At 44.8% G+C, this 21,933-nt stretch carries 23 protein-coding genes; 14 read left to right on the top strand and 9 right to left on the bottom strand.

What is annotated here, in order from left to right; translation table 11 throughout:
• Positions 1 to 19: 19 nt before the first annotated feature.
• On the bottom strand, positions 20 to 229 hold the full coding sequence (locus CW735_RS18960; protein ID WP_071981006.1) for a DUF2909 domain-containing protein: 210 nt from the start codon (positions 227 to 229) through the stop codon (positions 20 to 22).
• 45 nt (positions 230 to 274) lie between these two features.
• On the opposite strand from CW735_RS18960, the gene CW735_RS18955 reads away from it, so the two are divergent.
• From CW735_RS18955 to CW735_RS18930, 6 genes are read left to right on the top strand one after another with little or no spacing between them, the layout of a single operon-like run.
• Entirely contained in the window at positions 275 to 979 is a 705-nt protein-coding gene (locus CW735_RS18955; protein WP_100973103.1) for an SURF1 family protein, read from the top strand.
• On the top strand, positions 972 to 1,511 hold the full coding sequence (locus CW735_RS18950) for a hypothetical protein (RefSeq protein WP_100973102.1): 540 nt from the start codon (positions 972 to 974) through the stop codon (positions 1,509 to 1,511). The genes CW735_RS18955 and CW735_RS18950 overlap by 8 nt, the downstream gene beginning before the upstream one ends.
• A 5-nt stretch (positions 1,512 to 1,516) precedes the next feature.
• The gene (locus CW735_RS18945; RefSeq protein ID WP_100973101.1) at positions 1,517 to 2,680 is read left to right on the top strand and encodes a COX15/CtaA family protein; all 1,164 of its coding nucleotides are present in this window, start codon (positions 1,517 to 1,519) and stop codon (positions 2,678 to 2,680) included.
• Positions 2,673 to 3,590, top strand: coding sequence for a heme o synthase (cyoE, locus tag CW735_RS18940; protein WP_071981002.1), 918 nt, complete (start codon positions 2,673 to 2,675; stop codon positions 3,588 to 3,590). Before CW735_RS18945 ends, cyoE begins: the two co-directional genes overlap by 8 nt.
• Positions 3,587 to 4,234 carry an SCO family protein gene (locus CW735_RS18935; protein ID WP_071981001.1) on the top strand — a complete coding sequence of 216 codons (648 nt, stop codon included), beginning with the start codon at positions 3,587 to 3,589 and terminating at the stop codon, positions 4,232 to 4,234. The genes cyoE and CW735_RS18935 overlap by 4 nt, the downstream gene beginning before the upstream one ends.
• Positions 4,235 to 4,238: 4 nt before the next feature.
• The gene (locus tag CW735_RS18930) at positions 4,239 to 4,829 is read left to right on the top strand and encodes a GNAT family N-acetyltransferase (RefSeq protein ID WP_071981000.1); all 591 of its coding nucleotides are present in this window, start codon (positions 4,239 to 4,241) and stop codon (positions 4,827 to 4,829) included.
• 130 nt (positions 4,830 to 4,959) lie between these two features.
• On the opposite strand, the gene CW735_RS18925 is transcribed toward CW735_RS18930, so the two are convergent.
• Positions 4,960 to 6,054 (bottom strand): polysaccharide deacetylase family protein, encoded by a 1,095-nt coding sequence (locus CW735_RS18925; RefSeq protein WP_083595342.1) that lies wholly within the window; start codon positions 6,052 to 6,054, stop codon positions 4,960 to 4,962.
• 52 nt (positions 6,055 to 6,106) lie between these two features.
• Here CW735_RS18925 and CW735_RS18920 point away from each other — a divergent pair, with 52 nt between their 5' ends.
• Positions 6,107 to 7,453, top strand: coding sequence for an MATE family efflux transporter (locus CW735_RS18920; RefSeq protein ID WP_071980999.1), 1,347 nt, complete (start codon positions 6,107 to 6,109; stop codon positions 7,451 to 7,453).
• Between the two features lie 113 nt (positions 7,454 to 7,566).
• On the opposite strand, the gene CW735_RS18915 is transcribed toward CW735_RS18920, so the two are convergent.
• The 3 genes from CW735_RS18915 to nfuA form a co-directional block, all read right to left on the bottom strand.
• Positions 7,567 to 7,950, bottom strand: a complete 384-nt coding sequence (locus tag CW735_RS18915; RefSeq protein ID WP_071980998.1) for a VOC family protein — start codon at positions 7,948 to 7,950, stop codon at positions 7,567 to 7,569.
• A gap of 59 nt (positions 7,951 to 8,009) precedes the next feature.
• A complete protein-coding gene (locus CW735_RS18910; RefSeq protein ID WP_071980997.1) occupies positions 8,010 to 8,702 on the bottom strand; it encodes an aspartate/glutamate racemase family protein in 693 nt (230 codons plus the stop codon).
• Between the two features lie 452 nt (positions 8,703 to 9,154).
• Positions 9,155 to 9,733, bottom strand: a complete 579-nt coding sequence (gene nfuA, locus CW735_RS18900; RefSeq protein ID WP_071980996.1) for a Fe-S biogenesis protein NfuA — start codon at positions 9,731 to 9,733, stop codon at positions 9,155 to 9,157.
• Positions 9,734 to 9,894: 161 nt separating this feature from the next.
• Between nfuA and CW735_RS18895 the strand changes: the two genes are divergently transcribed.
• Positions 9,895 to 12,549 (top strand): M14 metallopeptidase family protein, encoded by a 2,655-nt coding sequence (locus tag CW735_RS18895; protein ID WP_071980995.1) that lies wholly within the window; start codon positions 9,895 to 9,897, stop codon positions 12,547 to 12,549.
• Between the two features lie 85 nt (positions 12,550 to 12,634).
• On the opposite strand, the gene CW735_RS18890 is transcribed toward CW735_RS18895, so the two are convergent.
• Positions 12,635 to 13,261, bottom strand: a complete 627-nt coding sequence (locus CW735_RS18890) for a ComF family protein (RefSeq protein ID WP_232230524.1) — start codon at positions 13,259 to 13,261, stop codon at positions 12,635 to 12,637.
• A 135-nt stretch (positions 13,262 to 13,396) separates the two neighbouring features.
• Here CW735_RS18890 and bioH point away from each other — a divergent pair, with 135 nt between their 5' ends.
• The 3 genes from bioH to CW735_RS18875 all read left to right on the top strand — a co-directional run bounded on the left by bioH (position 13,397) and on the right by CW735_RS18875 (position 15,729).
• Positions 13,397 to 14,266 carry a pimeloyl-ACP methyl ester esterase BioH gene (gene bioH, locus CW735_RS18885; RefSeq protein ID WP_100973100.1) on the top strand — a complete coding sequence of 290 codons (870 nt, stop codon included), beginning with the start codon at positions 13,397 to 13,399 and terminating at the stop codon, positions 14,264 to 14,266.
• Positions 14,267 to 14,387: 121 nt separating this feature from the next.
• A complete protein-coding gene (locus tag CW735_RS18880) occupies positions 14,388 to 14,693 on the top strand; it encodes a hypothetical protein (protein ID WP_100973099.1) in 306 nt (101 codons plus the stop codon).
• A 10-nt stretch (positions 14,694 to 14,703) separates the two neighbouring features.
• The gene (locus CW735_RS18875) at positions 14,704 to 15,729 is read left to right on the top strand and encodes a putative metalloprotease CJM1_0395 family protein (RefSeq protein WP_071980992.1); all 1,026 of its coding nucleotides are present in this window, start codon (positions 14,704 to 14,706) and stop codon (positions 15,727 to 15,729) included.
• 53 nt (positions 15,730 to 15,782) lie between these two features.
• On the opposite strand, the gene CW735_RS18870 is transcribed toward CW735_RS18875, so the two are convergent.
• Positions 15,783 to 18,146 carry a Tex family protein gene (locus CW735_RS18870; RefSeq protein WP_071980991.1) on the bottom strand — a complete coding sequence of 788 codons (2,364 nt, stop codon included), beginning with the start codon at positions 18,144 to 18,146 and terminating at the stop codon, positions 15,783 to 15,785.
• A gap of 179 nt (positions 18,147 to 18,325) precedes the next feature.
• Positions 18,326 to 18,811 carry a transcription elongation factor GreB gene (gene greB, locus CW735_RS18865; protein ID WP_071980990.1) on the bottom strand — a complete coding sequence of 162 codons (486 nt, stop codon included), beginning with the start codon at positions 18,809 to 18,811 and terminating at the stop codon, positions 18,326 to 18,328.
• A gap of 278 nt (positions 18,812 to 19,089) precedes the next feature.
• On the opposite strand from greB, the gene CW735_RS18860 reads away from it, so the two are divergent.
• Positions 19,090 to 19,359: a hypothetical protein gene (locus CW735_RS18860; RefSeq protein WP_198033579.1), complete on the top strand. Its 270-nt coding sequence runs from the start codon at positions 19,090 to 19,092 to the stop codon at positions 19,357 to 19,359.
• A gap of 324 nt (positions 19,360 to 19,683) precedes the next feature.
• Here the strand turns inward: CW735_RS18860 and fkpA are convergent, their stop codons facing one another.
• Positions 19,684 to 20,469, bottom strand: a complete 786-nt coding sequence (gene fkpA / locus CW735_RS18850; RefSeq protein ID WP_071980988.1) for an FKBP-type peptidyl-prolyl cis-trans isomerase — start codon at positions 20,467 to 20,469, stop codon at positions 19,684 to 19,686.
• Between the two features lie 198 nt (positions 20,470 to 20,667).
• Here fkpA and CW735_RS18845 point away from each other — a divergent pair, with 198 nt between their 5' ends.
• Both CW735_RS18845 and CW735_RS18840 read left to right on the top strand, forming a co-directional pair.
• Complete coding sequence (locus tag CW735_RS18845; protein WP_083595414.1) at positions 20,668 to 21,600, top strand: WD40 repeat domain-containing protein; 933 nt, start codon at positions 20,668 to 20,670, stop codon at positions 21,598 to 21,600.
• A gap of 107 nt (positions 21,601 to 21,707) precedes the next feature.
• Positions 21,708 to 21,899: a SlyX family protein gene (locus CW735_RS18840; RefSeq protein ID WP_071981400.1), complete on the top strand. Its 192-nt coding sequence runs from the start codon at positions 21,708 to 21,710 to the stop codon at positions 21,897 to 21,899.
• Positions 21,900 to 21,933 lie beyond the last annotated feature (34 nt).

Below are 21,933 nucleotides of genomic sequence, written 5' to 3'. Positions count from 1 at the left end.
CGCAGCTAGTCGCCAAGCCCTAATAAGGCCTAGGGTTTGGCGAAATTAACCCAGTTCCAATAGCTATCAATATAAGTACAACGATGATGACAGAGGTAAGTACCCTTCGGCCGATATATTTGCTCATAGGGCCATCTTTAGGATCGTTTTTCATCATCACACGCATGGCCATAAAGAGATTAACAATCATAAATAACACCAGGGCGACAAGGATTACTTTTATTAACATAACCATCTCTTCTTTTTTTATTTGTTTTGGTTGGAGCTGTTAAGTATGTCACAACGTTTTCAGTTTTTATTTCCTTGGCTAGTCACCGCAGTGAGTGTGGCGGCGATGTGTGGCCTGGGATTTTGGCAACTGGAGCGTATGGTCGAAAAACAGCAGCGTTTAGCAAGCATAGCGCAAAAGCAAAGCAATGAAAGCCTTAGCTTAACCGATGCGCTGATGGAAGAAGATCCCAGAGATATTGCAATCAGCTTTGTGGGTACACCGGATGGCGAGCGCGCTTTATTACTTGATAATCAAATCCATGAACAAAAAGTTGGCTTTGATGTATTTGCGCCTGTGTTAACTAATGCAGGCTGGATTTTAGTTAACTATGGCTGGATACCGGCGCCAGACTTAACGCGAACAATACCCCAGGTTAACCTATCAAGTGCGACACGCCAATTTGACGGCATTGTGACCGTTCCTGGAGACAACCCCCTTGTTACTGAGACTAATGTCAGCCTTCCCAGTTTTCCTGCCCTTGTCCAACAGATAGCGTTCAAATCGTTAAGTGAAAGTTTAAATGTTGCACTTTTACCTTATGTTGTTGAGCTCACCTCAAAAGACCCGGCTTTTGTTCGCGATTATAAGCCGGTTGTTATGCCGCCAGAAAAACACCTTGGTTACGCAATGCAATGGTTTGGTTTAGCCATCGCTGCGGCAGCCATAGGTGGCTTCGCAATCAGTAAAAAAGGACGTATTCATGAGTAATACTACTTCCAAAAAAACACTAATTATTATGGTCGCCGTTTTTGTTCTTCCGGTGGTGTTAGCGAAAATTGCGCTAGAAAACGATTGGTTCAACAAAGCGTCTACAAATAAAGGCGCATTGCTTCAGCCAACCCTTGATTTAAGCACCATGCTAAAAGAAAGCTCACCAACTTGGCGTCTTCTTTATATTTTGCCTGAACAGTGCGACCTGCGTTGTGAAAATGCTCTGTTTAGTATTAATCAGGTGTGGCTGGCGTTAGGGAAAGAGTCTGATCGCGCTCAAGCGCTGGTATTAACCACGCCAAATAGCGACAAAACTGCACTCGCGTCATTAGCCGATTACCCTAATGTCGCAACGTTGTCGGTAGATGACACGGGGCCGTTAGCTTTTCAAAGCGTTTATGTTGTCGACACCCTGAATAACGCCATGCTTTTTTATCAGATCAGTGAAGATAAAGAAGAGGCGGTGATGGAGAGTCGTAACATGCTCGCTGATATCAAAAAATTGCTTAAATTATCGCGTATAGGGTGATAGCCATGAAAAAACTCACGCTGTTTAGTCTTTTTTTAGCTGCCTTTGTTATTGTCCTTGGGGCCTATACACGCCTTACAGATGCTGGGCTTGGCTGCCCAGACTGGCCCGGCTGTTATGGCAATTTAACCGTGCCGCTTGGCGATGAAAAAGTGAGTGCGGCAAATGCGGCCTACCCAGAACGCCCAGTTGAAGCGTTCAAAGCATGGAACGAAATGATTCACCGTTATTTCGCAGGTACATTAGGATTATGCATAGCAGCCATCGCGTTCATTGCCATAAGACAACGTAAACAGGGCACACCGCTAAAACTACCGCTTATGTTATTAGGGCTAGTCACCTTTCAAGCTGCGTTAGGCATGTGGACCGTGACGCTGAATTTATTACCTGTGGTGGTGATGGGGCATCTGCTTGGTGGTTTCAGTGTGCTTTCTTGCCTATTTATTTTGTACCTGAGGTTACGTGAGGCTGAATTCACTCAACATCCGAATACTAACCGTCAAGCCAGCGCTGTCTATGAAACAAGTAGTGGTGGTAAATCTGCCAATGGTTTTAAGGTATTTGCTTCTATTGGTGTTGGCGTTCTTGTAATACAAATAGCGTTGGGCGGGTGGACTTCTGCCAACTACGCGGCACTTGCCTGCACAGATATGCCAATTTGTGAAGAGGGATGGCAAAGCCGACTCGATTTCGCAGGTGCATTTAGTGTTCCCGATGCAGATAATTACGAGTTTGGTGCTCATGACTATGGCGAGCGAGCCACCATGCATATTGTTCATCGCGCTGGAGCGCTCATTACCTTCGTATATCTCATGGCTTTGGGAGTTGCCATGTTATTTAGTCGCTCCTCGAAAGGCAGCAGCTTAGCTAGCATTTCGCCCTCTCAAAAAAGATTAAGCAAGATAATGATTGGTTGCCTTTGTGCTCAGGTAGCGTTGGGCATTAGTAACGTGGTGTTCGCGCTACCTCTTGCTGTGGCTGTGCTCCACAACGCAGTCGCTGCCATTTTACTTCTTTCGCTATTGGGCATCGTGTTTTCTCTTTACAGCCCGCGCACTGAGTTATTTGCTCGCTCTGCATCTGTTTATGCTGCATCAGATAATGCAGCTTCGTCGTCTCACCCATTGCCACAGGCCTTATCTAAGGCTTCAGGAGGTCTTCATGGCTAAATCAGCCTCTCTTCAATCTCGCGCGGCACGGTCGCATAATACTGTTTCATGGAAAGATTATTATGAAATGACCAAACCCAATGTGGTTATGTTGCTTCTTTTAACCGCATTGGTGGGCATGTGTTTAGCAACGCCTAATTGGGTAAATGCTATGACGCTTATTAGCGGCCTTATAGGTATTGGCATGCTGTCGGCTTCAGCGGCGGTAATTAATCATGTTGTCGACCATAAAATAGATAGCGTTATGGCACGTACCTTTAACCGGCCCGTCGCAAAGGGCAAGGTGAGCGTAAATAACGCACTGTGGTTTGCCGGTATATTAGGCGTAGTTGGTTTCGCCGTGTTGGCAGTTTTTGTCAATATGCTCACTGCATGGCTAACATTCGCCAGTCTTGTAGGTTATGCGTTTGTTTATACTATGTATTTAAAGCGTGCAACGCCGCAGAATATTGTCATTGGCGGTCTTGCTGGGGCAGCGCCTCCGTTACTGGGGTGGACAGCGGTAACAGGTGAGATACACGCCCATGCGCTGCTACTAGTTCTTATTATCTTTACATGGACACCGCCTCATTTTTGGGCGCTGGCCATTCACCGAGAGAAAGACTACGCAAAAGCGAAAGTTCCCATGCTGCCTGTTACTCACGGCGTATCCTTCACTAAAACATCGGTGTTGGCTTACACAGTATTACTCGGCCTAGTTTGCTTGCTACCCTATCTAACTGGCATGAGCGACATGATTTATTTAGTGGGGTCGAGCGCGTTAAACATTGGATTTTTGCTCTACGCTTTAAAATTAAAGTTCGCAGCAGACGAGCAAACGGCGATGAAAACTTTTAGGTTCTCTATAATTCATCTCATGGTATTGTTTGTGGTATTGCTACTCGACCATTACATACCAGTGAGTTTATGAATCAGAAGTTTTTTGTAGGAGTTGTTGCGCTTGTTGCTCTAATCGGTGGTGTTATCGGTGCGCTTTACATAGCGCCACCGAGCACAGACAGTAGCAACACTCCTGCCTATTTCCAAGAGTACCCGCAACCTCGAGCTATTGCCCCTTTTACACTTTCACACCACAGCGGCAAAGAGTTCACAGAGGCATCGCTTAAAGAACAATGGAGCTTGGTGTTTGTAGGTTATACCTTCTGCCCCGATATATGCCCAACCACCATGGCCGAATTAAATGGTATTTATCCACAGCTGCAGCAAATCGACAGTGTTTATCCTATACGCGTCGTATTTGTGTCAATCGACCCTAAAAGAGACACTTTAAATAGACTTTCTGAGTATGTGAGCTATTTTAATAAAGAGTTCATTGCGGTCACAGGTGAGCATAAATCGCTTTTTCCGTTTGTCAGAAACCTTGGCATGATGTACGCCATCGCTGACAGCACAGACAATCCGAATTACCTCGTAGACCACAGCGCATCAGTAGTGCTTATCGACCCTGAAGGGCGAGTAGTGGGAAGATTCAAACCAACTAGACAACCAGGAAAACTGTCGATAAGCGATCCTCAGCAGATTCTGGCAGACATGCCAATTATTATTGCGAAGTAGTTATATGGAAATAAATATCAGGCCGGGCGTGGCATCCGACGCCGCTTTCGCAGCGCCGCTCATTTTAAGCGCTGCCGAATCATTACTCACTGCTATTTTTGGGCATGACAAAAATAAGACGGCCATGGGCTACCTGACTCACTCATGGGAGCTGGGTGGAGGTCAATACGGTTTCAAAAATCATTGGGTGGCTGAAAAAGATAACACAGTGCTAGGCTTAGTTACCGCTTGGCACAGCAAATTGGGCGCGGCATTTGATAGGGCTACGTTGGACAGTATAACGTCTTACTTCACTCTTGATGAAGCCATACAGGTGGTAATGCGAAATCAAACGGTTGCTGTTAATTTAACACCGCCTGGTAACACCGAGTTAATGATTGGTCATTTGGCCGTTGCAACAGAGGGACAGAGACAAGGTGTTGGTCGTAAGCTTGTTCAGACAATGTTTGAGCAGGCTAAAGCCCTTAAAAGACGACATTTAGTATTAGACGTTGAAGTTTCTAATATTGCTGCCATTCGTTTTTATCAATCTCAGGGTTTTATTGAGGACTCTGTAAATAAAGGTTTTATTCGTTTCTCTCGCGAAGCGCTGTAAACGTATTACCTTTGATTAATGGCCTTATATTAAGGCCAATAGATTTTTCTGCTTACTGTTATCCAATATTCTTATTTCATTTCCATTGCCCCAATAGCAAACCTTTTCGTTGAGAAAAGGTCATTAACATTTAATCGGGATATTTACCCTCACTATTGGCGAGGAAAAATGGCACAGAATACCAATAAAAGCGTCCTGCCATAGATTCAGATGGAGCAGTACAGTTAACCCTAGAGCGGCCAACGGGCAATTCACCCTCAATAGAGAAGCTTATTTTTTGATTGTTAACCTCAGTATTAATACTGCTTCCTGCATAAAAGCAATTTACCTGTGATAGGCGCACATCACCTTTTGATACTGTTAGTGTAATTGGCGCGTTAAGCATTTTGTCTTTCAAGCGGGGCTCAGGCATAGAGGTGTGGGTGACGGGCATTGCTAAACTGTTGAGCTTTGTCTTTAGTGTGTCGAGTTTTGCATAAGGCCCTGCAGCGGGGAAACGCGGTAATGCGAACAAATTACTGGTTGGGCCTACAGCGCCAGAGTGCTGTCCAAAACCAACATATCCGTGCTCTTCTAATTTAGATGCCAGAGCTAAATTAAATTCACCGAAAGGGTAGGCTAGGTATTTAAGACTTACGCCAAGTTGCTCTTCTATTTTCTGTTCAGCGGCTTCTACATTTCGCCATACTTTTTCAAGCCATTCGTCGTCGGTGAATTCGTTATTAAGCATGTGCAGGTGGTCTAAAGTGTGGTTGGCAAACAGCACACCGTCTTCGTGCATCGTGCTTACCTGCTCCCATGAGAGCTGTTTAGGCCCTACGCCAATTTCATTGGGGTTGATAAATATTGTGTAGGAAAACCCATACTCAGAAAGAATTGGGTGCGCATTGTGCAAAATATTGGCGTACCCGTCGTCAAAGGTAATGGCAACGGCATTGTCGGGGAGTGGAAGGTTTTCAGAGATTGCTTTAACCACATCTGAAAGCGGAACAACGGTATGGTTTTTTGCAATATACTGCATATGAGAACGAAAAGTATCTGGGCTCACACTTGTGCTTGGCGGTGTGTCATTTGAAACATGGTGATAAAGCAAAATGGCTGCATTTGTGGTGTCTTTTGACGCAGCAACGCTGTGTAGCGAAACCAACATAAATGCTACACAAGCAGTTAAATGAGCAAGGAGTTTGTTTACGAACTTACTCTCTCTATTCATCGTTATTAGCATGTTACACTTCTCCCTAGTTATTCTACCTAACCCTTCATGTTTGAGAGCCTTGATGTCGACTGCCACCGAACAGCATAAACCACTATGGTTTGATCATACACGTTTACTTGCCCTTGCGCTGCCTATGATATTAGCCAATATCACCACACCACTGCTTGGCTTGGTAGATACCGCAGTGCTTGGGCATATGCAGGTGCCAGCTATGCTTGCCGGAGCGTCTGTTGCTGCGCTTATTCTTACGCAAATATATTGGGTTTGTGGTTTTCTAAGGATGTCTGCGACGGGCCTAAGTGCACAAGCAAAAGGGAGTGAAAACCCGACCGTAGAATCGGCAAAAGTACTTTGGCAAGCCATGGCATTTTCTTGTGTTTTAGGTGCTCTCATTTTGCTGCTTCAACAGCCTATTTTACATGTTGGGTTAACGCTTACGCAGCCAAATGAGAGCGTAGCAAGTTACTTAAACGATTATTTCGCAAACCGAGTGTGGGGAGCGCCTGCAGCGATGCTGAATTTGGTGCTTATAGGTTGGCTGGTAGGACAGCAAAAAACCAAGCAGGTCATGATCATTCAAATTGTGGGAAATCTATTAAATGCTGGGCTCGACGTTGCATTTGTTTATGGCCTCGGTTTTTCCGTCGCTGGTGTCGCCCTTGCTAGTGTTATAGCTGAATACAGTATGATGGCAATGGCGTTGTATATTGCCTTAGGTCGGGTAAAAGGCGTACGCATTGCAGGCGATTGGTTTAACCGCGCGGCTCGCCGCGTATTAATGAAGCTAAATGGCGATATGCTTATTCGCAATTTAGCATTACAGGGCTGTTTAGCGTTTCTTACCATACAAGGTGCTCGGTATGGAGAAACATCTGCGGCTGTAAATGCGATATTAATGCAGTTCTTTGTTTTAATTGCCTTGGGATTAGATGGTATCGCCTATGGCGTAGAAGCTTTGGTGGGCGAAGCTAAAGGCGCCGGCGACAACCAAGAGATCAAACGAAGAACCTACCAAGGGTTATTTTGGTCTTCGCTCTTTGCTGTTGGCTATAGCATTGGCTTTTGGCTATTTGGCGAGTCCATTATTCGTTTGCTCACCGAGCATGGGGATATTGTTGAAGCGGCACTGCCCTATTTACCTCTTATGGTGCTGCTGCCTGTTTTAGCCCATTGGTGCTTCTTGTTCGACGGTGTTTTTGTGGGGTTAACAAGGGCTTCGTCAATGAGAAACACGATGCTGGTGAGCGCATTATTCGTTTATTTTCCTATTTGGTTTATTACTCAAAATGCAGGTAATAAGAGCCTGTGGTATGCGCTAATTGCATTCTTATTTGCCAGAGGAGTGACTCTGGGCGTGAGCTTTTACCGGTTAGGCAGTAAAAATGCGTTGTCAGTCAGCGAAAGTTAATGTGCTGATACTGCAAGAGTTATGAAAAGGTTGGCGGTGCTGAGAAAGTTTCTGTGCATAAAATGATGGTGGCAGAAAAACAGGCTTCTCTGCCACATCAAAAGGTCTTGAGCTTATTTTTGGATTATATGTGTTGCGCAGAGTTTATTCCCCGCAGGATCGCGTAAATAAGCAAGGTATAACTGGCGCTCTTCGGTGCCTCTAATGCCGGGTGGATCCTCGCACACAACGCCACCATTTTCGCTACCTACTTTAAACCATTCATCCACCACTTCTGGTGAGCGCGCGGCCAAGCCCAGAGTGAAACCATTACCGTGGGTGGCTTCCTCGCCATTGATTGGCTTTGTCAGTGCGAGTATGCCTTTGGGGGTGAAATAAAATATCCGACCGTGCTCGTCATAAACACCGGCGTCAAATCCAAGCACGCCCAGAATGGCATCGTAGAATTTTTTAGATGCTTCTAGGTCATTCGCACCTAACATGACATGGCTAAACATGTTGTATCCTTCTTCTTATCATTCCCAAATGGGGACTATTTTATACGGCGTATTTAAATCTACCCCGTGGCGAAATCCACTGCAGCTGCGGCATGCAGTGCTGTGGTGTCATACAGTTGAACGTTAGTATGTAGTTGCTGAACTAGTAAAGCAATTTCAGTGCAGCCAAGAATAACGCCCTCTGCTCCTACAGATGCAAGATTGTCGATGATTTCAATATACGCGCTGCGAGACTGTGTGCAAATCACGCCTTTGCATAATTGCTCATAAATGATCCTATGGACAATTTCCCGCTCGTGCTTGGAAGGAACCACAACCTCTATACCAAAACGCGATTTTAACCGCTCGGTGTAAAAGGTTTGCTCCATAGTGAATTGGGTACCAAGCAAACCCACTTTTTTCACCTTGTTAGCGGCTAGAGATGTACCTGTGGCGTCGGCTATATGAAGCAATGGAATAGAGAGATCTTTAACAACGTCGTCAGCTACTTTATGCATGGTATTTGTGCAAATAACAATGGCATCGGCACCTGCTTGAGAAAGCACTTGCGCCTCATTGTTAAGAAGTTCGGCCATTTGATTCCAATCGCCGGCTCGTTGAAGCTGCTCTATCACGGCAAAATCAACGCTACTTAATAGCAATTTTGCGCTGTGAAAACCGCCGAGCTTTGCGTTTACACCGCGATTAATCATTTGGTAGTAGCTTACCGTAGATTCCCAACTCATTCCGCCAATCAGGCCAAGCGTTTTCATTGTGTTTTACTCTGTTTTTAATTTAAAAAGACGCGCTTTCTTTTACCTACATTGCAATGTTGCGCTAGCCATTGCAAGTGACATGAGAAAAGTCACTGTTGCAAAATATGGGCTACATTGTGAAAGGCGATGTGTAAAACCTATGTCTTAGAGTATGGTGTTGAAAGGCGGGTATTAGCGGCTCTTGCTTATTTGGGCGTTATTGAGGTGGTGGAGGTTTTATATTTTTCAACGATGAGAATCTTTGCATAAAAATGCCAAAATAGCCCCACATAGCGTAAGCAAAACCACAAAGGAGTACAGCAACAGAGAAATAATGCAGAACTGCATACAAGTGGCTGATAAAAAATAACAGCACAACGCCGACAGCAAAAATAGTGAGTCCTATTTTGAATCGCTGCCAGCTTGTGTGAATATCTGGAATGGGGATCAAGGTTATTCCAGTTTAAGGCTTAATAGTAAGAGTGCTCACCAGCCTCGTGCTCGGTAGCATCTCGTACGCCATTCAGCTCGCCTGCAAACTGCTCTAGCATTTGTTTTTCAATGCCGTCTTTCAGCGTTACGTCTACCATAGAGCAACCGTTACAGCCGCCGCCAAATTGCAAAATGGCGAAGCCATCGTCGGTGACTTCTGTAAGCACAACTTGTCCGCCATGATTGGCAAGCTGAGGGTTTATCTCAGACTCAATCATGTAATTAATTCGGTCTATAAGGGGAGCGTCGTCTGCTACCTTTCTTGCTTTAGCGTTCGGTGCCTTCAATGTAAGTTGAGAGCCCATCTGATCAGTAATGTAATCAATTTCAGCTTCTTCAAGATAAGGAGCACTTTCTTCATCTACAACCGCGTCAAAACCATTGAACGTTAAGCGAGTGTCAGTATCTTCAACCGCGTCGGGTGGGCAATAAGACACGCCACATTCCGCCGACGAGGTGCCTGGGTTTACGACGAATACACGAATATTCGTGCCAGACTCTTGTTTACTCAGCAGTTTTACAAAGTGAGCCTGGGCTTCTTCTGATATAGTTATCATCGGCAAGTCCTATATTATTCAAAATTTGCAGTATTGTACCAAATTTACCTGACTAAAACAGTCAAGTATTAATTAAAAATTTAGAACATGTTGATGACTAAATCTTATTTAGACCGTTACTATCAACATGCCATCATGAAACAACAAGACGGGGAAGCGCTATGCTAGCGAATCTTTATAACACCGCCAAAAAAACACGCCTTACATGGATAAAAACGCTGCTTTTAAGCACCGCTGTGTGTACATCTGCCATCGGTATGTCAGCAAGCGCCTCGACTATTACCATCGCGCCTGATAAAGGCGGCATGCCTGTTCAAGATTATCTTCCAGACACGGTCACTTACGACCCAGCCATCCCCACGCCTGAGTCGGTGCTAGGAGCAAATCTTGGGCAGTGGCATGTACGTCACGATCAGCTTGTGAATTACATGTACCTTCTTGCTCAAAAGTCCGACCGTATCACCATAGAAGAGACAGGGCGTACTCATGAAAATCGTCCGCTGCTGCTTCTCACTATTACATCTCCTGCTAATCGAGATAACCTTGAAGACATGCGCAAAACACATCTCAATGTGTTGGAAAAAGGAAATACGCCCGCAAGCGACGCCCCTTTGGTTTTCTACATGGGGTATAGCATCCACGGCAACGAACCTTCGGGAGCAAACGCGTCGCTCGCATTAGCCTACTACTTGGCTGCCGGTCAGGGTAAAGAAATTGACACACTGTTAAACAATAACATTGTACTACTAGACCCTTCTTTCAACCCTGACGGGCTGTCGCGCTTTGCACAGTGGGCAAATATGCATAAGGGTAAACAGCTGGTAGCAGACAGTAATAACCGAGAGCATGACGAAGGGTGGCCTTCAGGTAGAACTAATCATTATTGGTTCGACTTAAACCGAGACTGGTTATTACTGGCTCACCCAGAATCCCAAGCGCGTATTAAGCAGTTTCATAAATGGCGTCCGCACGTTTTAACCGACTTTCATGAGATGGGCACAGACAGCACCTACTTTTTCCAACCCGGTGTGCGCTCTCGCAAAAATCCGCTTACGCCTGATGAGAACGTTACGCTAACTGAAGCGATTGCGAACTATCATGCTGCAGCGTTTGACGCGAAAGGTCAGCTTTATTTTACCGAAGAAGCATTTGATGATTTTTATGCAGGGAAAGGCTCTACCTATCCCGATTTACACGGCAGCATAGGCATTCTTTTTGAGCAGGCAAGCTCTCGCGGACATCTTCAATCGTCAATTAACGGAGATTTGGCTTTTAGCGACACTATCGCTAATCAAGTAACCACGTCGCTAAGCACATTTAAAGGTGCTATTGCTAATAAAGCTGCAATTCTCGACTATCAGGCAGAGTTCGTTAACAGCACCATGTCTATGGCGAAAGATGATGACACACATGGCTTTGTGGTAAGTGCTTCGAACGATAGCGGGCGTTTTCTTGCGTTCACCAATCTACTTAAGCAGCACGACATCGCGTTTGATGTAATTACTAAAGATACGTCGGTAAATGACGTAAAAGTAAAAGCAAATAACGCTATTTTTGTTCCAGCTGAACAACCGCAATATCGCTTAGTTAAATCAATCTTTTCAACGCAAACGTCTTTTGAAAATAATACATTTTACGATGTATCAACGTGGAATTTAGCGCTTGCCTTTAACCTCAATTATACCGCGGCTGAAAAGGGAGATATGCGCGGTGTGAAGCGCACTAATATTGAATCATTCGATGGCACATTAGCCAATGTCGATTTGCCTGATGTAGACGAGGACGCTTATGCCTACGCGTTTTCTTGGCAGCCCTACTACTCTCCAGCACTTCTTCAAACCTTGTTAGAAAAAGGTGTTCAAGTGAGAAGTTCTGAAAAAAGTTTTGCTGCTGTAAGTATGGATAACAGTGTTATTAATTTCCCTGCTGGCAGTGTTGTCGTTCCTACAGGGCTGTCGCAACCCAATAATATTGCCACTATTATCAGACAAGTTTCTGAGCAAGTTCAGGTGCCGGTTTATAGTTTGAAAAGTGGGTTAACGCCGTCGGGCAACGATTTGGGCAGTCGCAGCATGTCACCTATTAAAGCGCCAAGTGTCCTTATTGTTGGCGGAGAAGGTACACGAGAGTACGATGTTGGCGAAATTTGGCATTATTTCGATACTAAACTAGGGCTCTCAGCAAGCATTGTAGAGCAACAAAAATTGATGAGAGCTCTACGTGATGACAGTACGCACTATACCCATATTATTTTTCCAAATGGCCGTTACTCATTCTCAGAGAAAGAGAACCTTGAGCTCAAACGCTGGGTAGAAGCAGGTGGTGTGGCAATAGGTCAAAAGTCGGCGCTTCGTTACTTTGCTGAAAACGACTGGTTAGATATCGATATTGTTGGTCGCGATGCCATCGACAACGCTTTTGATGAAAGCACCTTGTCTTACGGCGATGGATCAGCACTGTATGCCAAAAAATTGGTTGCTGGTGCTATTTACGAAGCCGATGTAGATACTACTCATCCGCTTTTTTACGGTTATACAAAAGATACATTGCCGTTGTTCAAAACCAGCAACATGATTGTGAAAAATGAATACTCTCCGTTTACAACGCCTGCACGCTATACCAAAAGTCCGTTAATGGCCGGCTTTAGCGATACTGCGATGGTGGCGTTAGTGGCCGAAACTCCGGCGGTGATAGCTGAAAAGCAAGGCCGAGGCGTAGTAATTGGGTTTACCGATAATACTCAGTTTAGAGGCTATTGGTACGGAACAAACAAGATGTTAGCTAACGCGATATATCAGTCTCATTTCATTCGCTAATTGTCGCTTTAATAATTAACTATTCCGCTAAGTCTTTATTGCTAGTGGAGCGGCTAGAACTTGGATAAGGATGTCTCTAGCCCCGTTATATTTTCAATAAACTACTTTTGGGCGGTGGTGTAAAAGTCATCGCCCAAACCTGAATAGTGATGTTTGGGTATCGCTTCCTTAATAAATAACTCAGCATATTCACAGTAACCCCCGTTGTTATCACGTCATCTACAATAGCCACATTCAATTTCTCACCGCTATTACACGCAATTAGTTCAGCAGCATGATGAACTAGAGAAAAAGCCTGTTTTGCATTATCTTTTCGTTGTGCCTTTGTGAGCTGATGTTGAGTGCTTGCGCCTGTTCTTTTAGCCCATTGGTGAAGACAAGGAATTCCCAGCTGCTTACTTAAATACTCAGCAATGACTCCCGCCTGATTATAATGGCGTGTAGCGAGTCGCCATGCACTTATTGGTACAGGAAGGAGTAAATGAGGCACAGCAAGTGTGCAGTGTTGCTTTTTATCGACAAACCAACGGCATAAGATCTTGCCCGCAGAGAGTGAGTGTGAGAATTTAAAATGATGAATAAGCGAAGACATTGGCCACATATGAAGCCCAAGAATAGATAAGGAATGGTAATGCTTATGGGCGACATGACTGCCAACAGGACCAAATCGCAACAAGTTATTTCCGTGAACCTCATCGTTGAAAAAAAACATGTCAGATTCACACCATTGACACACTGGCGCAGGACTTGCCTGATAACATAATAGGCATGAGAGGTTCATTTCAAAACGGGCTCTGATTTTTAAAGCAGTCCGGTTTTAGACCGAAACACTTATTTGAGGTGCTAAATGGAAAGTTTGATTAAAAATGAGGCACTTGTCACCCGTACTTATGGTACTGAAATCAAAGATAAGAGCAAAAATGCAATAGACACAAACGCTGCTGATGTGAGCAACACAGGAATAGATATAGTTCTTCTCCATGGCTGGGGCATGAATAGCGGTGCTTTTTCTTCTTTTATTCCCTATCTTCAAGACAGCTTTCGCGTAACTACCATAGATTTGCCTGGTTTTGGGGAAAACGTAGCTGCGCTTCCATCTCCTTACACGGTGGATGCGTTAGCAAAACTGTGCGCGGCACAGCTTCCTAAAGATTGCGTATTAATAGGCTGGTCGTTAGGTGGGCTAGTGGCTCAGAAAATAGCGATTAATGCGCCAGAAAAACTGTCCGGTTTAATCACTATTGCGTCAACGCCTCGCTTCAGTGCCGGCCCTTGCTGGCCTGGGATAGCAGAAGATCTATTAAACATGTTTGAGGCGCAGTTAGAAAAGGACTATAAAAAGACGTTAGAGCGCTTTCTTGCTATTCAAGCTATGGGCAGTGCAACTGCAAAAAACGATATAAAGACCATAAGGCAGCAAATAACTGACTACCCAGACCCAGCCGAGGAGGCCTTGAAGCGAGGCCTCAGTATTCTTGCAAACGAAGATTTGCGAGCGCAGATCGGCAGAATTATGACACCGACACTTAGATTATATGGCCGTTTAGACAGCCTTGTACCTACAGCGGGAATAGACAGGGTTTGTGAGCTTCATCCTCAAGCCGATACCGTAGTAATGCCTCACGCTTCTCATGCGCCGTTTATCTCTCACCCTCAGCAAACAGCAGATATCATTTACCGCTTTTCCACTAGCTTACAGCACCAAAGAGCATCTTAAGTGCCCTTTATTGAAATAAAATTCATTGTAGGTACAGCGACTTAGTTTGTACCTCTGCGAACGGGCTTTATATTTCCCTCTTGTTGGTTAATAATTGTGCATGAGAGGTTAGGGGATTTTTATGTCTGAAGTAAGTGGTGTTTCGTTAAATTCTGCGTTTGCGGCAGGACAGATGGGCTTGCAGCGTGCCAGCGATGGTGTGACACAGGCAGCAGCAAATATTGCAGATAGAAATAATAAAGATAACAGCGCACAAGCAGATATACAATCTGCTTCTGCTGATGGGGCTGCTAAAAGCCAGCCTAACTCAAACCTTACCTCCGATCTAATATCGCTAAACGTCAATAGTTTAAACGCCCAAGCGTCGGCAAAAGTTATCGATGTTGCAAACGATACACTTGGGACCATCATAGATACGCTAGCGTAGGGAGCAAGATGTGAACTTTGTCGCACCTATCCTTACCGCTGTTGCTTATCCCACAGCAAACACAAACACCGAGTCTGCTCGTAGAGACAACGTGCAGCGCGAGACCATTCCTAAGCCTAGCGATGCCGAACAGGGCGCTTCGCAAAAGGGGTTAGGATCTGAAGCGGATAAAGCGAGAAGCCCGGGTCTACCTCCATCTCCCGTGACTTACGAACGACCTCAAATTCAGACTGAGTTACAAGCTGCATTTCAAAATGTCTTTGGCCAAGAAAAAGACAACGCACAAGATGAGAGCGCGGGTAAAGAAGGTGCCGAGCAAGAGCAACGAAATCAGCAGCAGTCATCAGTTTCAGAGGTTACCGATGAAGAGCGGCAAGAAATTGAAGAGCTTAAAGCTCGAGATCAAGAGGTTCGTACGCATGAGCAAGCTCATGCCGCTACTGGCGGTCAATATGCTGGTTCTCCGCAGTATGAGTACACTACTGGTCCTGACAACAAACGTTACGTCACCAACGGCCAAGTATCCATAGATATTTCAGAGGCGCAGTCGCCTGAACAAACCTTGCGCAAAATGCAGCAAGTTAGAGCGGCAGCGCTAGCACCAGCACAGCCGTCTTCGCAAGATTTAAAAGTAGCGGCTGAAGCGGCTCAAAAAGCGTTTGAAGCGCGTAACGATATTGCCAAAGAAAACAGAGAAACTGTACAACCGTCTAGCGGCGGGAGTAACCCCATTTCTGGAGTTCAAGGCACGCAAGGTGGCGGTGCTGATGAAGTTAGTGGAATAGAGATTCCCAGCGTTGATATTGCTGTTCCAAGTATTGATGATATTACCGGTAGCGCTGGCGTAGAAAGGCCTACACGTAGTTTAGATGAAGCTATGTCAATGACGAGTGCCGCAGCGACGTCACGAGAGTTAAATATTGAAAGTGAACGGGCAGTAGACAATGCGGGAATGAATGCGCGCATTGGCAGAATTCAGAGCCTCTACACGCAATCTTATACCCCAGCAAGAGAAGGCTTGTCGCTACAAGCCTAGCTTCAGCAGTTGCTGAGCGCGCTGCCTATTGCCTGTCCCCTCACCTTTTCGCCTTATTTTTTCGCTTTTGCAAGAGCATCGGCAAATGCATTTCCCATTGCGCTATTTTGCGGTTGCTTTGCACTGTGGTTTTGACTATTTCTTTGATTACGTCTACCTTCACCCTGGTGTGAACGCGGCGTTTTATTTTGCTTACCCCTACCGTCTCTGTCAGACCTAGGTGAAGATTGAGTGCCTGCGCTTGCAGATTGCGGTGTGTCATCTAGGCGCATGGTGAACGAAATACGTTTACGGGCAACATCTACGTCCATCACTTTAACTTTAACGATATCGCCCGCTTTTACCACTTCACGGGGGTCGGAAATAAACTTGTCTGTCAGTGCCGAGATATGCACCAAACCGTCTTGATGAACGCCCACATCGACAAAGGCACCAAAATTGGCGACGTTACTTACCACCCCTTCTAAAATCATTCCTAATTTTAGGTCATTGATAGTTTCTACGCCTTCCTTGAAAGATGCTGTTTTGAACTCTGGGCGAGGATCTCGGCCGGGCTTTTCCAGTTCCTTAAATATGTCCTTAACTGTTGGAATACCAAAGTCGTCGCTAGTAAAGGTGTCTGGAGATAGACTTTTTAATAGCTCGGTGTTCCCAATAATATCGTTAACGGCAACAGCAGTGGTGTTTACTATTTTATCTACCACAGGATAAGCTTCAGGGTGTACAGACGAAGCATCAAGTGGATTTGTACCATTTACAATTCTCAAAAAACCAGCCGCTTGCTCAAATGCTTTAGGGCCTAAACGCTCTACATCTAATAATGCCTTGCGGTTTGAAAATGCTCCCTTGCTATCGCGCAGTTTAACAATGTTGTGGGCTAAGGTTTTATTTAAGCCCGATACATAGCTAAGTAGTGCAGGAGATGCAGTGTTTACATCTACACCTACGGCGTTTACGCAGTCTTCAATAACTCTGTCTAACGATTTGCCAAGTTGGCTTTGGCTTACATCGTGTTGATATTGGCCTACGCCAATGGCTTTTGGCTCAATTTTAACAAGTTCAGCAAGAGGGTCTTGAAGACGACGGGCAATAGAAACTGCTCCGCGAATAGAAACATCTAGCGTGGGAAGTTCTTTAGAGGCAAGTTCAGACGCAGAGTACACTGATGCCCCAGCCTCACTTACCATTATCTTTTGTGCGTTAATATCACTGTTATTTTTCAGTACTTCACCAACAAGCTTATCGGTTTCTCGCGAGCCGGTTCCATTGCCAATGCTGATGAGATCAACTTTATATTGTTTACACAAAGTGGCTAGGGTACGACTAGATTTATCCCATTGGTTTTGTGGGGCATGAGGAAATATTGTATTTGTTGCCACAACTTTGCCAGTGCTGTCTACAATGGCTACTTTTACACCCGTACGTAAACCGGGATCCAGTCCCATGGTGGTTTTTGCGCCAGCAGGAGCAGCCATCAACAGGTCGTTGAGGTTTTTAGCAAATACTTCAATTGCCTCTTTTTCTGCTCTTTCTCGAAGTGCGCTGAACAATTCTGTTTCCATGTGAAGACCAATTTTAATCTTCCATGTCCACTGAACTACTTGTGCTAAGAAATCGTCTGCTGGGCGCCCTTGGTGCGCAATGGAGTAATGCGAAGCAATAATGTGCTCGCAGTGAGATGGTCCTTTCTCTTCCTGTTGCGGGTCGGCGTCAATTTGGATGTGCAGCAAACCTTCGTTACGGCCTCTAAACATGGCAAGCGCTCGGTGAGAAGGCGTGTTCTTGTATTTTTCACTGTGAGAAAAATAGTCTTTATATTTGCTCGCTTCTTGCTCTTTACCTGGAGCTACAACGCTTTTTATATGTGCGTTATTGATTAAGTAGTCGCGAATTTTACCTAACAGCGAAGCATCTTCTGCAAAGCGCTCCATCAGGATAAAGCGTGCCCCTTCTAAAGCTGCTTTGGTGTCAGCAATGCCTTTTTCTGCGTTTACAAATTCACCAGCGGCTTCTTCAACGGCTGTATTTGGTTGGTTGAATAAAGTATCAGCTAATGGTTCTAATCCCGCCTCTATAGCAATTTGACCTTTGGTTCGGCGTCTGGGTTTGAACGGAAGGTACAAGTCTTCTAACGTTGTTTTGCTATCTGCTTGATTGATACTGGACTTAAGTTCGCTAGTCAGTTTACCTTGCTCGTCTATCGAGCGGAGAATGACGTCTCGGCGTTCTTCTAACTCGCGAAGGTAGGTAAGGCGCTGCTCTAAATTTCTAAGCTGTGTGTCATCAAGCCCTTCAGTAGCCTCTTTTCTATAACGTGCGATGAAAGGCACCGTTGCGCCCTCGTCGAGAAGTTTTACTGCAGCATTTACCTGAGAAGCTTTTACTGAGAGTTCTTCAGCAATTTTGTTGATTATCATATGTGGCCTAAATTTCTAATGAAGCGCTTTTGGCAAAAGCGAAATAACCTATGTCGTTTTATACGTCAGGTCTTTAGTGAAAATAAGTATGACGAATATTCTGTTGGCGAGTATAGCACTGCACCTTGCTGAAAGTCGTCTCAACCCCCTCTTTGTGGAGATATTTTGCGTTTACCCTGTTAAATTTTATCGGTCGGGTCATACCAAATTTTATTTATCCACCATTCTTTAATATCGGTTTCAGTTTTCACTACAAATTCGTCGTCTTCTTCTTTGCCTAATAATGCTCTAGCCATTGGGGAATCAATAGAAATGTAATCTTTGCGACCGAATATTTCGTCGTAGCCTGTGAGTCGAAGCTCCATGACTTCGCCGGCCTCATTCTCTATTTCTACCCAAGCTCCGAAAAATACTTTTCCCTCTTGCTGAGGATCGTAGTCAACCACCTTGAGGTTTTCTAGGCACTTTCTTAAGTAACGTACTCGGCGGTCTATTTCCCTAAGCTTTTTCTTATTATATTGGTAGTCTGCATTTTCGCTGCGATCGCCGAGGCTTGCTGCCCATGTCACTTTTCGAGTTATTTCAGGCCTTTCCTCACGCCACAAAAAATCCAGTTCTTTTCTAAGTTTGGTATAGCCTTTTCGAGTGATAAGTGGTGTTTTCACAATATTCCGTTAGTAAGTAAAAAGATGAAGTTGTCACTATCGCGTTTTCAGCTTTACCGTAAAAGTGTACAGAAAAGGTTAACGCGCATTACGCTTGTAGTGTATGTGGGTAATTATAGAAAACCCAATCACAAATGTAGAGACTCCTGCGTATTACCGTTTTTTGAGAGCTTATTAGGGAAATAAACCTCGTCCTTTTACTGAACCTAATCTTTTTTATTGTTGTCGCAGTATAAATAGTGAACAATTCAAGCGCGGTTAAACCGCAAGGCTGTGTTATGCAAAATAAACTGTCCATGTTGTATCGTCAAAAAGCAGTACACGACCCTGTTAATGTAAGCGGCACAATCATTGGGTTTGTGGTGCTGTTAACCGGCGGCCTTTTACTCTTTTATGCACTTCTGGACATGGTGGTGCGCCTGCAAAGTCTACAAACCGTCTGTTATCTCATTGTAGGTGCAGCTTTTTATAAAATTGGCCAGTCGGTATTAAGGCACTTCGCTACATTTAACGTTGTTACTGAGCGTAGACGGGGACCTAAGCGTTAAAACAAAAAGGTCTAAACGGCTTTGTTTTAGGCGAAAACGTTACAAGCGGACACCTGGTAAACCATGACAAATCACCGTTTTGTACTATAGTTAAAGAGTGATTCGAGGCACCTAGCACATTGAAATATCCACTTTACTATTTGGATAACAACGTGGTTGAACACCACTTGCTCATTGGAAAAGGTAGGCACGGAGATAGCCAAATTCACAAAAACAAAAAGCCGGCGCGTGGTGCGCCGGCTTTCTCTTTGAAGCTTCAGAAATACCGCTTTACTAAGGGTAAGTTAGCCCATGTGTTACCGCAGCATTTTGCTTATCGAGTTACTACTCAGTAGGAGCTTCCGTTGCCGGGGTGGTGACTTCAAGCAACTCCACGTCAAAAATTAGCGTAGAATTTGGTGTAATTGCACCTGTTGCACGCTCACCATAAGCAAGGTCAGACGGAATGTGGAAGCGATACTTTGCGCCTTCCTTCATTAACTGAACGCCTTCAGTCCAGCCAGGAATAACACGGTTCAATGGAAACTCTGCAGGCTCGCCTCTATCGTATGAAGAGTCGAACACAGTGCCGTCTAGTAGCGTACCGCGATAGTGTACTTTAACCATGTCAGTAGCGGCTGGGCTTGCGCCTTCGCCTTCTTCAAGTACTTCATACTGAAGGCCTGACTCAGTTGTTGTGACGCCTTCACGCTCTGCGTTTTCTGCAAGATATGCTTCGCCCGCTTCAATGTTCTTCTCAGCTGCTTGCGCTGCCATTTCTTGTTGCTTTGCACGCAGCATTTCTTCGCCTTGTTGAGCAATTTGTTGAATCTGCTCTGGGGTGAATTTCAACGTGTCGTTCAAGCCGTCAGTAAAGCCTTGTTTAAGCGCTTCTTGATCTAATGCCAAGCCAAGTTGCTCTTGTTGTTGAGCTCGATTGGTAACAAATAAGCCCATACTTGCCCCCATCGCATAAGCTTGCTTTTGCGTATCGGTCATTTCTTCTGCCGCAACAGTCGATGTATCTGCGCTCTCTGCGCTGGTAGTAGTAGCCTTATCTGAAGTATTTGGCTGGCAAGCGAATAAACCAAGCGCAGCTATTGTTGATAGGGCAACGAGCGACTTCTGCATAAAAAACGTCTCCATTAATTTTTATCATCATGCTTCTGTATCTATACTGCTGCATCTAAGGCAGTTTGCACAATAGTTTAAGATGCGTAATCCGTGCTATGTTAAACGTAGCGTTTATAAAGCGAAACCCATTTGATTATGTTTAGGTTCAAAATGTTCCCGAGATTATTGTTACTCGTTCCACTTTTTTGCGGATCCATAGGGTGTTCAGTCCCTGATACTACGCCAATAAAGCAGTGGCGTCATGTTGAAGAAGGTGCTTATGCGGCAGACATTTCTTCAGATGGGACCATCGCCGTGGTGTCGGGAATTAATAATGGCATAAATGTCTGGCGTATTGGAGAGAATGAGCCTTTGTATCGGTGGGGCCATCAGGGAGAAGGTAATAATCTGGTGGTTTCTGTTCATATAAGTGCAGACAAACAATACGTGGTAACGGCCGACAGAGAAGCATTCGCCTTATGGAACATGCAAACGGGTGATCCGGAAGGCTTTTGGCGGATAGATGAATCAAATATTAGAGATGTTGCTGTGGCAAATAACGGTAGAGGGGTACTGGTTGCTCGCTCTAGCGGCACTATCATGTTTTTCGAGCCCGTTACCCAGCGGCGCCTTGAGTTTCTCGGTCACCAAGAAAAAGTAAATTCAATTGATATTTCCCCGAACGGTAAGTTTGCGCTGTCGGGGGGAAATGACTATATCGCTTATCTTTGGAGTACAGAGACGGGCCAAATTATTCACACCTTTACCCACCCCTCGCGAGTCACCAAAGTCGCACTAGACGATCAAGGAAGGTTTGCATTTACAGCGGATAGCCAAAGCAAATCCCAAATTTGGAATGTTCAGTCAGGTGAGCCTGTTAGCAGTTTAAAATTCATTTCGCGGCAGAGAATATTCACCGATGTTGAGTTTTCCAAAGACGGTAAGTATTTACTTACCGGATCGCCGTCTAGAAAGGTGTACCTTTGGGACATTGGCACAGGTGACCAATTGCAATCTATTCAAGTGGCCTCTCGCGAGACAATATCACCACCAACAGCAGTTGTTTATGGCGTTGGGTTCTTGCCCAATGGTAATATAGTGACTGAAAGCAGTAGTGGCCTGGCGGAAGTATGGGCTAGAGAAAATTAGCAGTGGGATTAATATAATAAATGTCTAAGAATCGCAGCGCCGAAGAGACTAAAAAAGATAGCCAAGTATTAGAGTTACAAGAGCAGCTTAAAGATGCTCTAGAGAGTATAGAAGAGCTGCAGACCAAAGTGGCGTTTCAGGAATACACTATTGATTCGCTAAATGATGCGTTGTCTTCTCAACAAAAACAGATGGACGATATATCATTTAAATTGCGTCATGTAGTTGATAGGGTGAAGTCTATAGAGCCATCTAACATGGCTAAAGAGTCTGAAGAAACGCCGCCGCCTCATTTTTAATGTAAGGCATTTTTTGAAATTACTATTTAAGAGA

It is taken from the genome of Alteromonas sp. MB-3u-76 (assembly GCF_002831605.1).
In the GTDB taxonomy this organism is placed as follows: domain Bacteria; phylum Pseudomonadota; class Gammaproteobacteria; order Enterobacterales; family Alteromonadaceae; genus Alteromonas; species Alteromonas hispanica.
The sequence above is the reverse complement of the archived record's forward strand: the minus strand, read 5'-3'. Positions and strand labels throughout refer to the sequence as shown.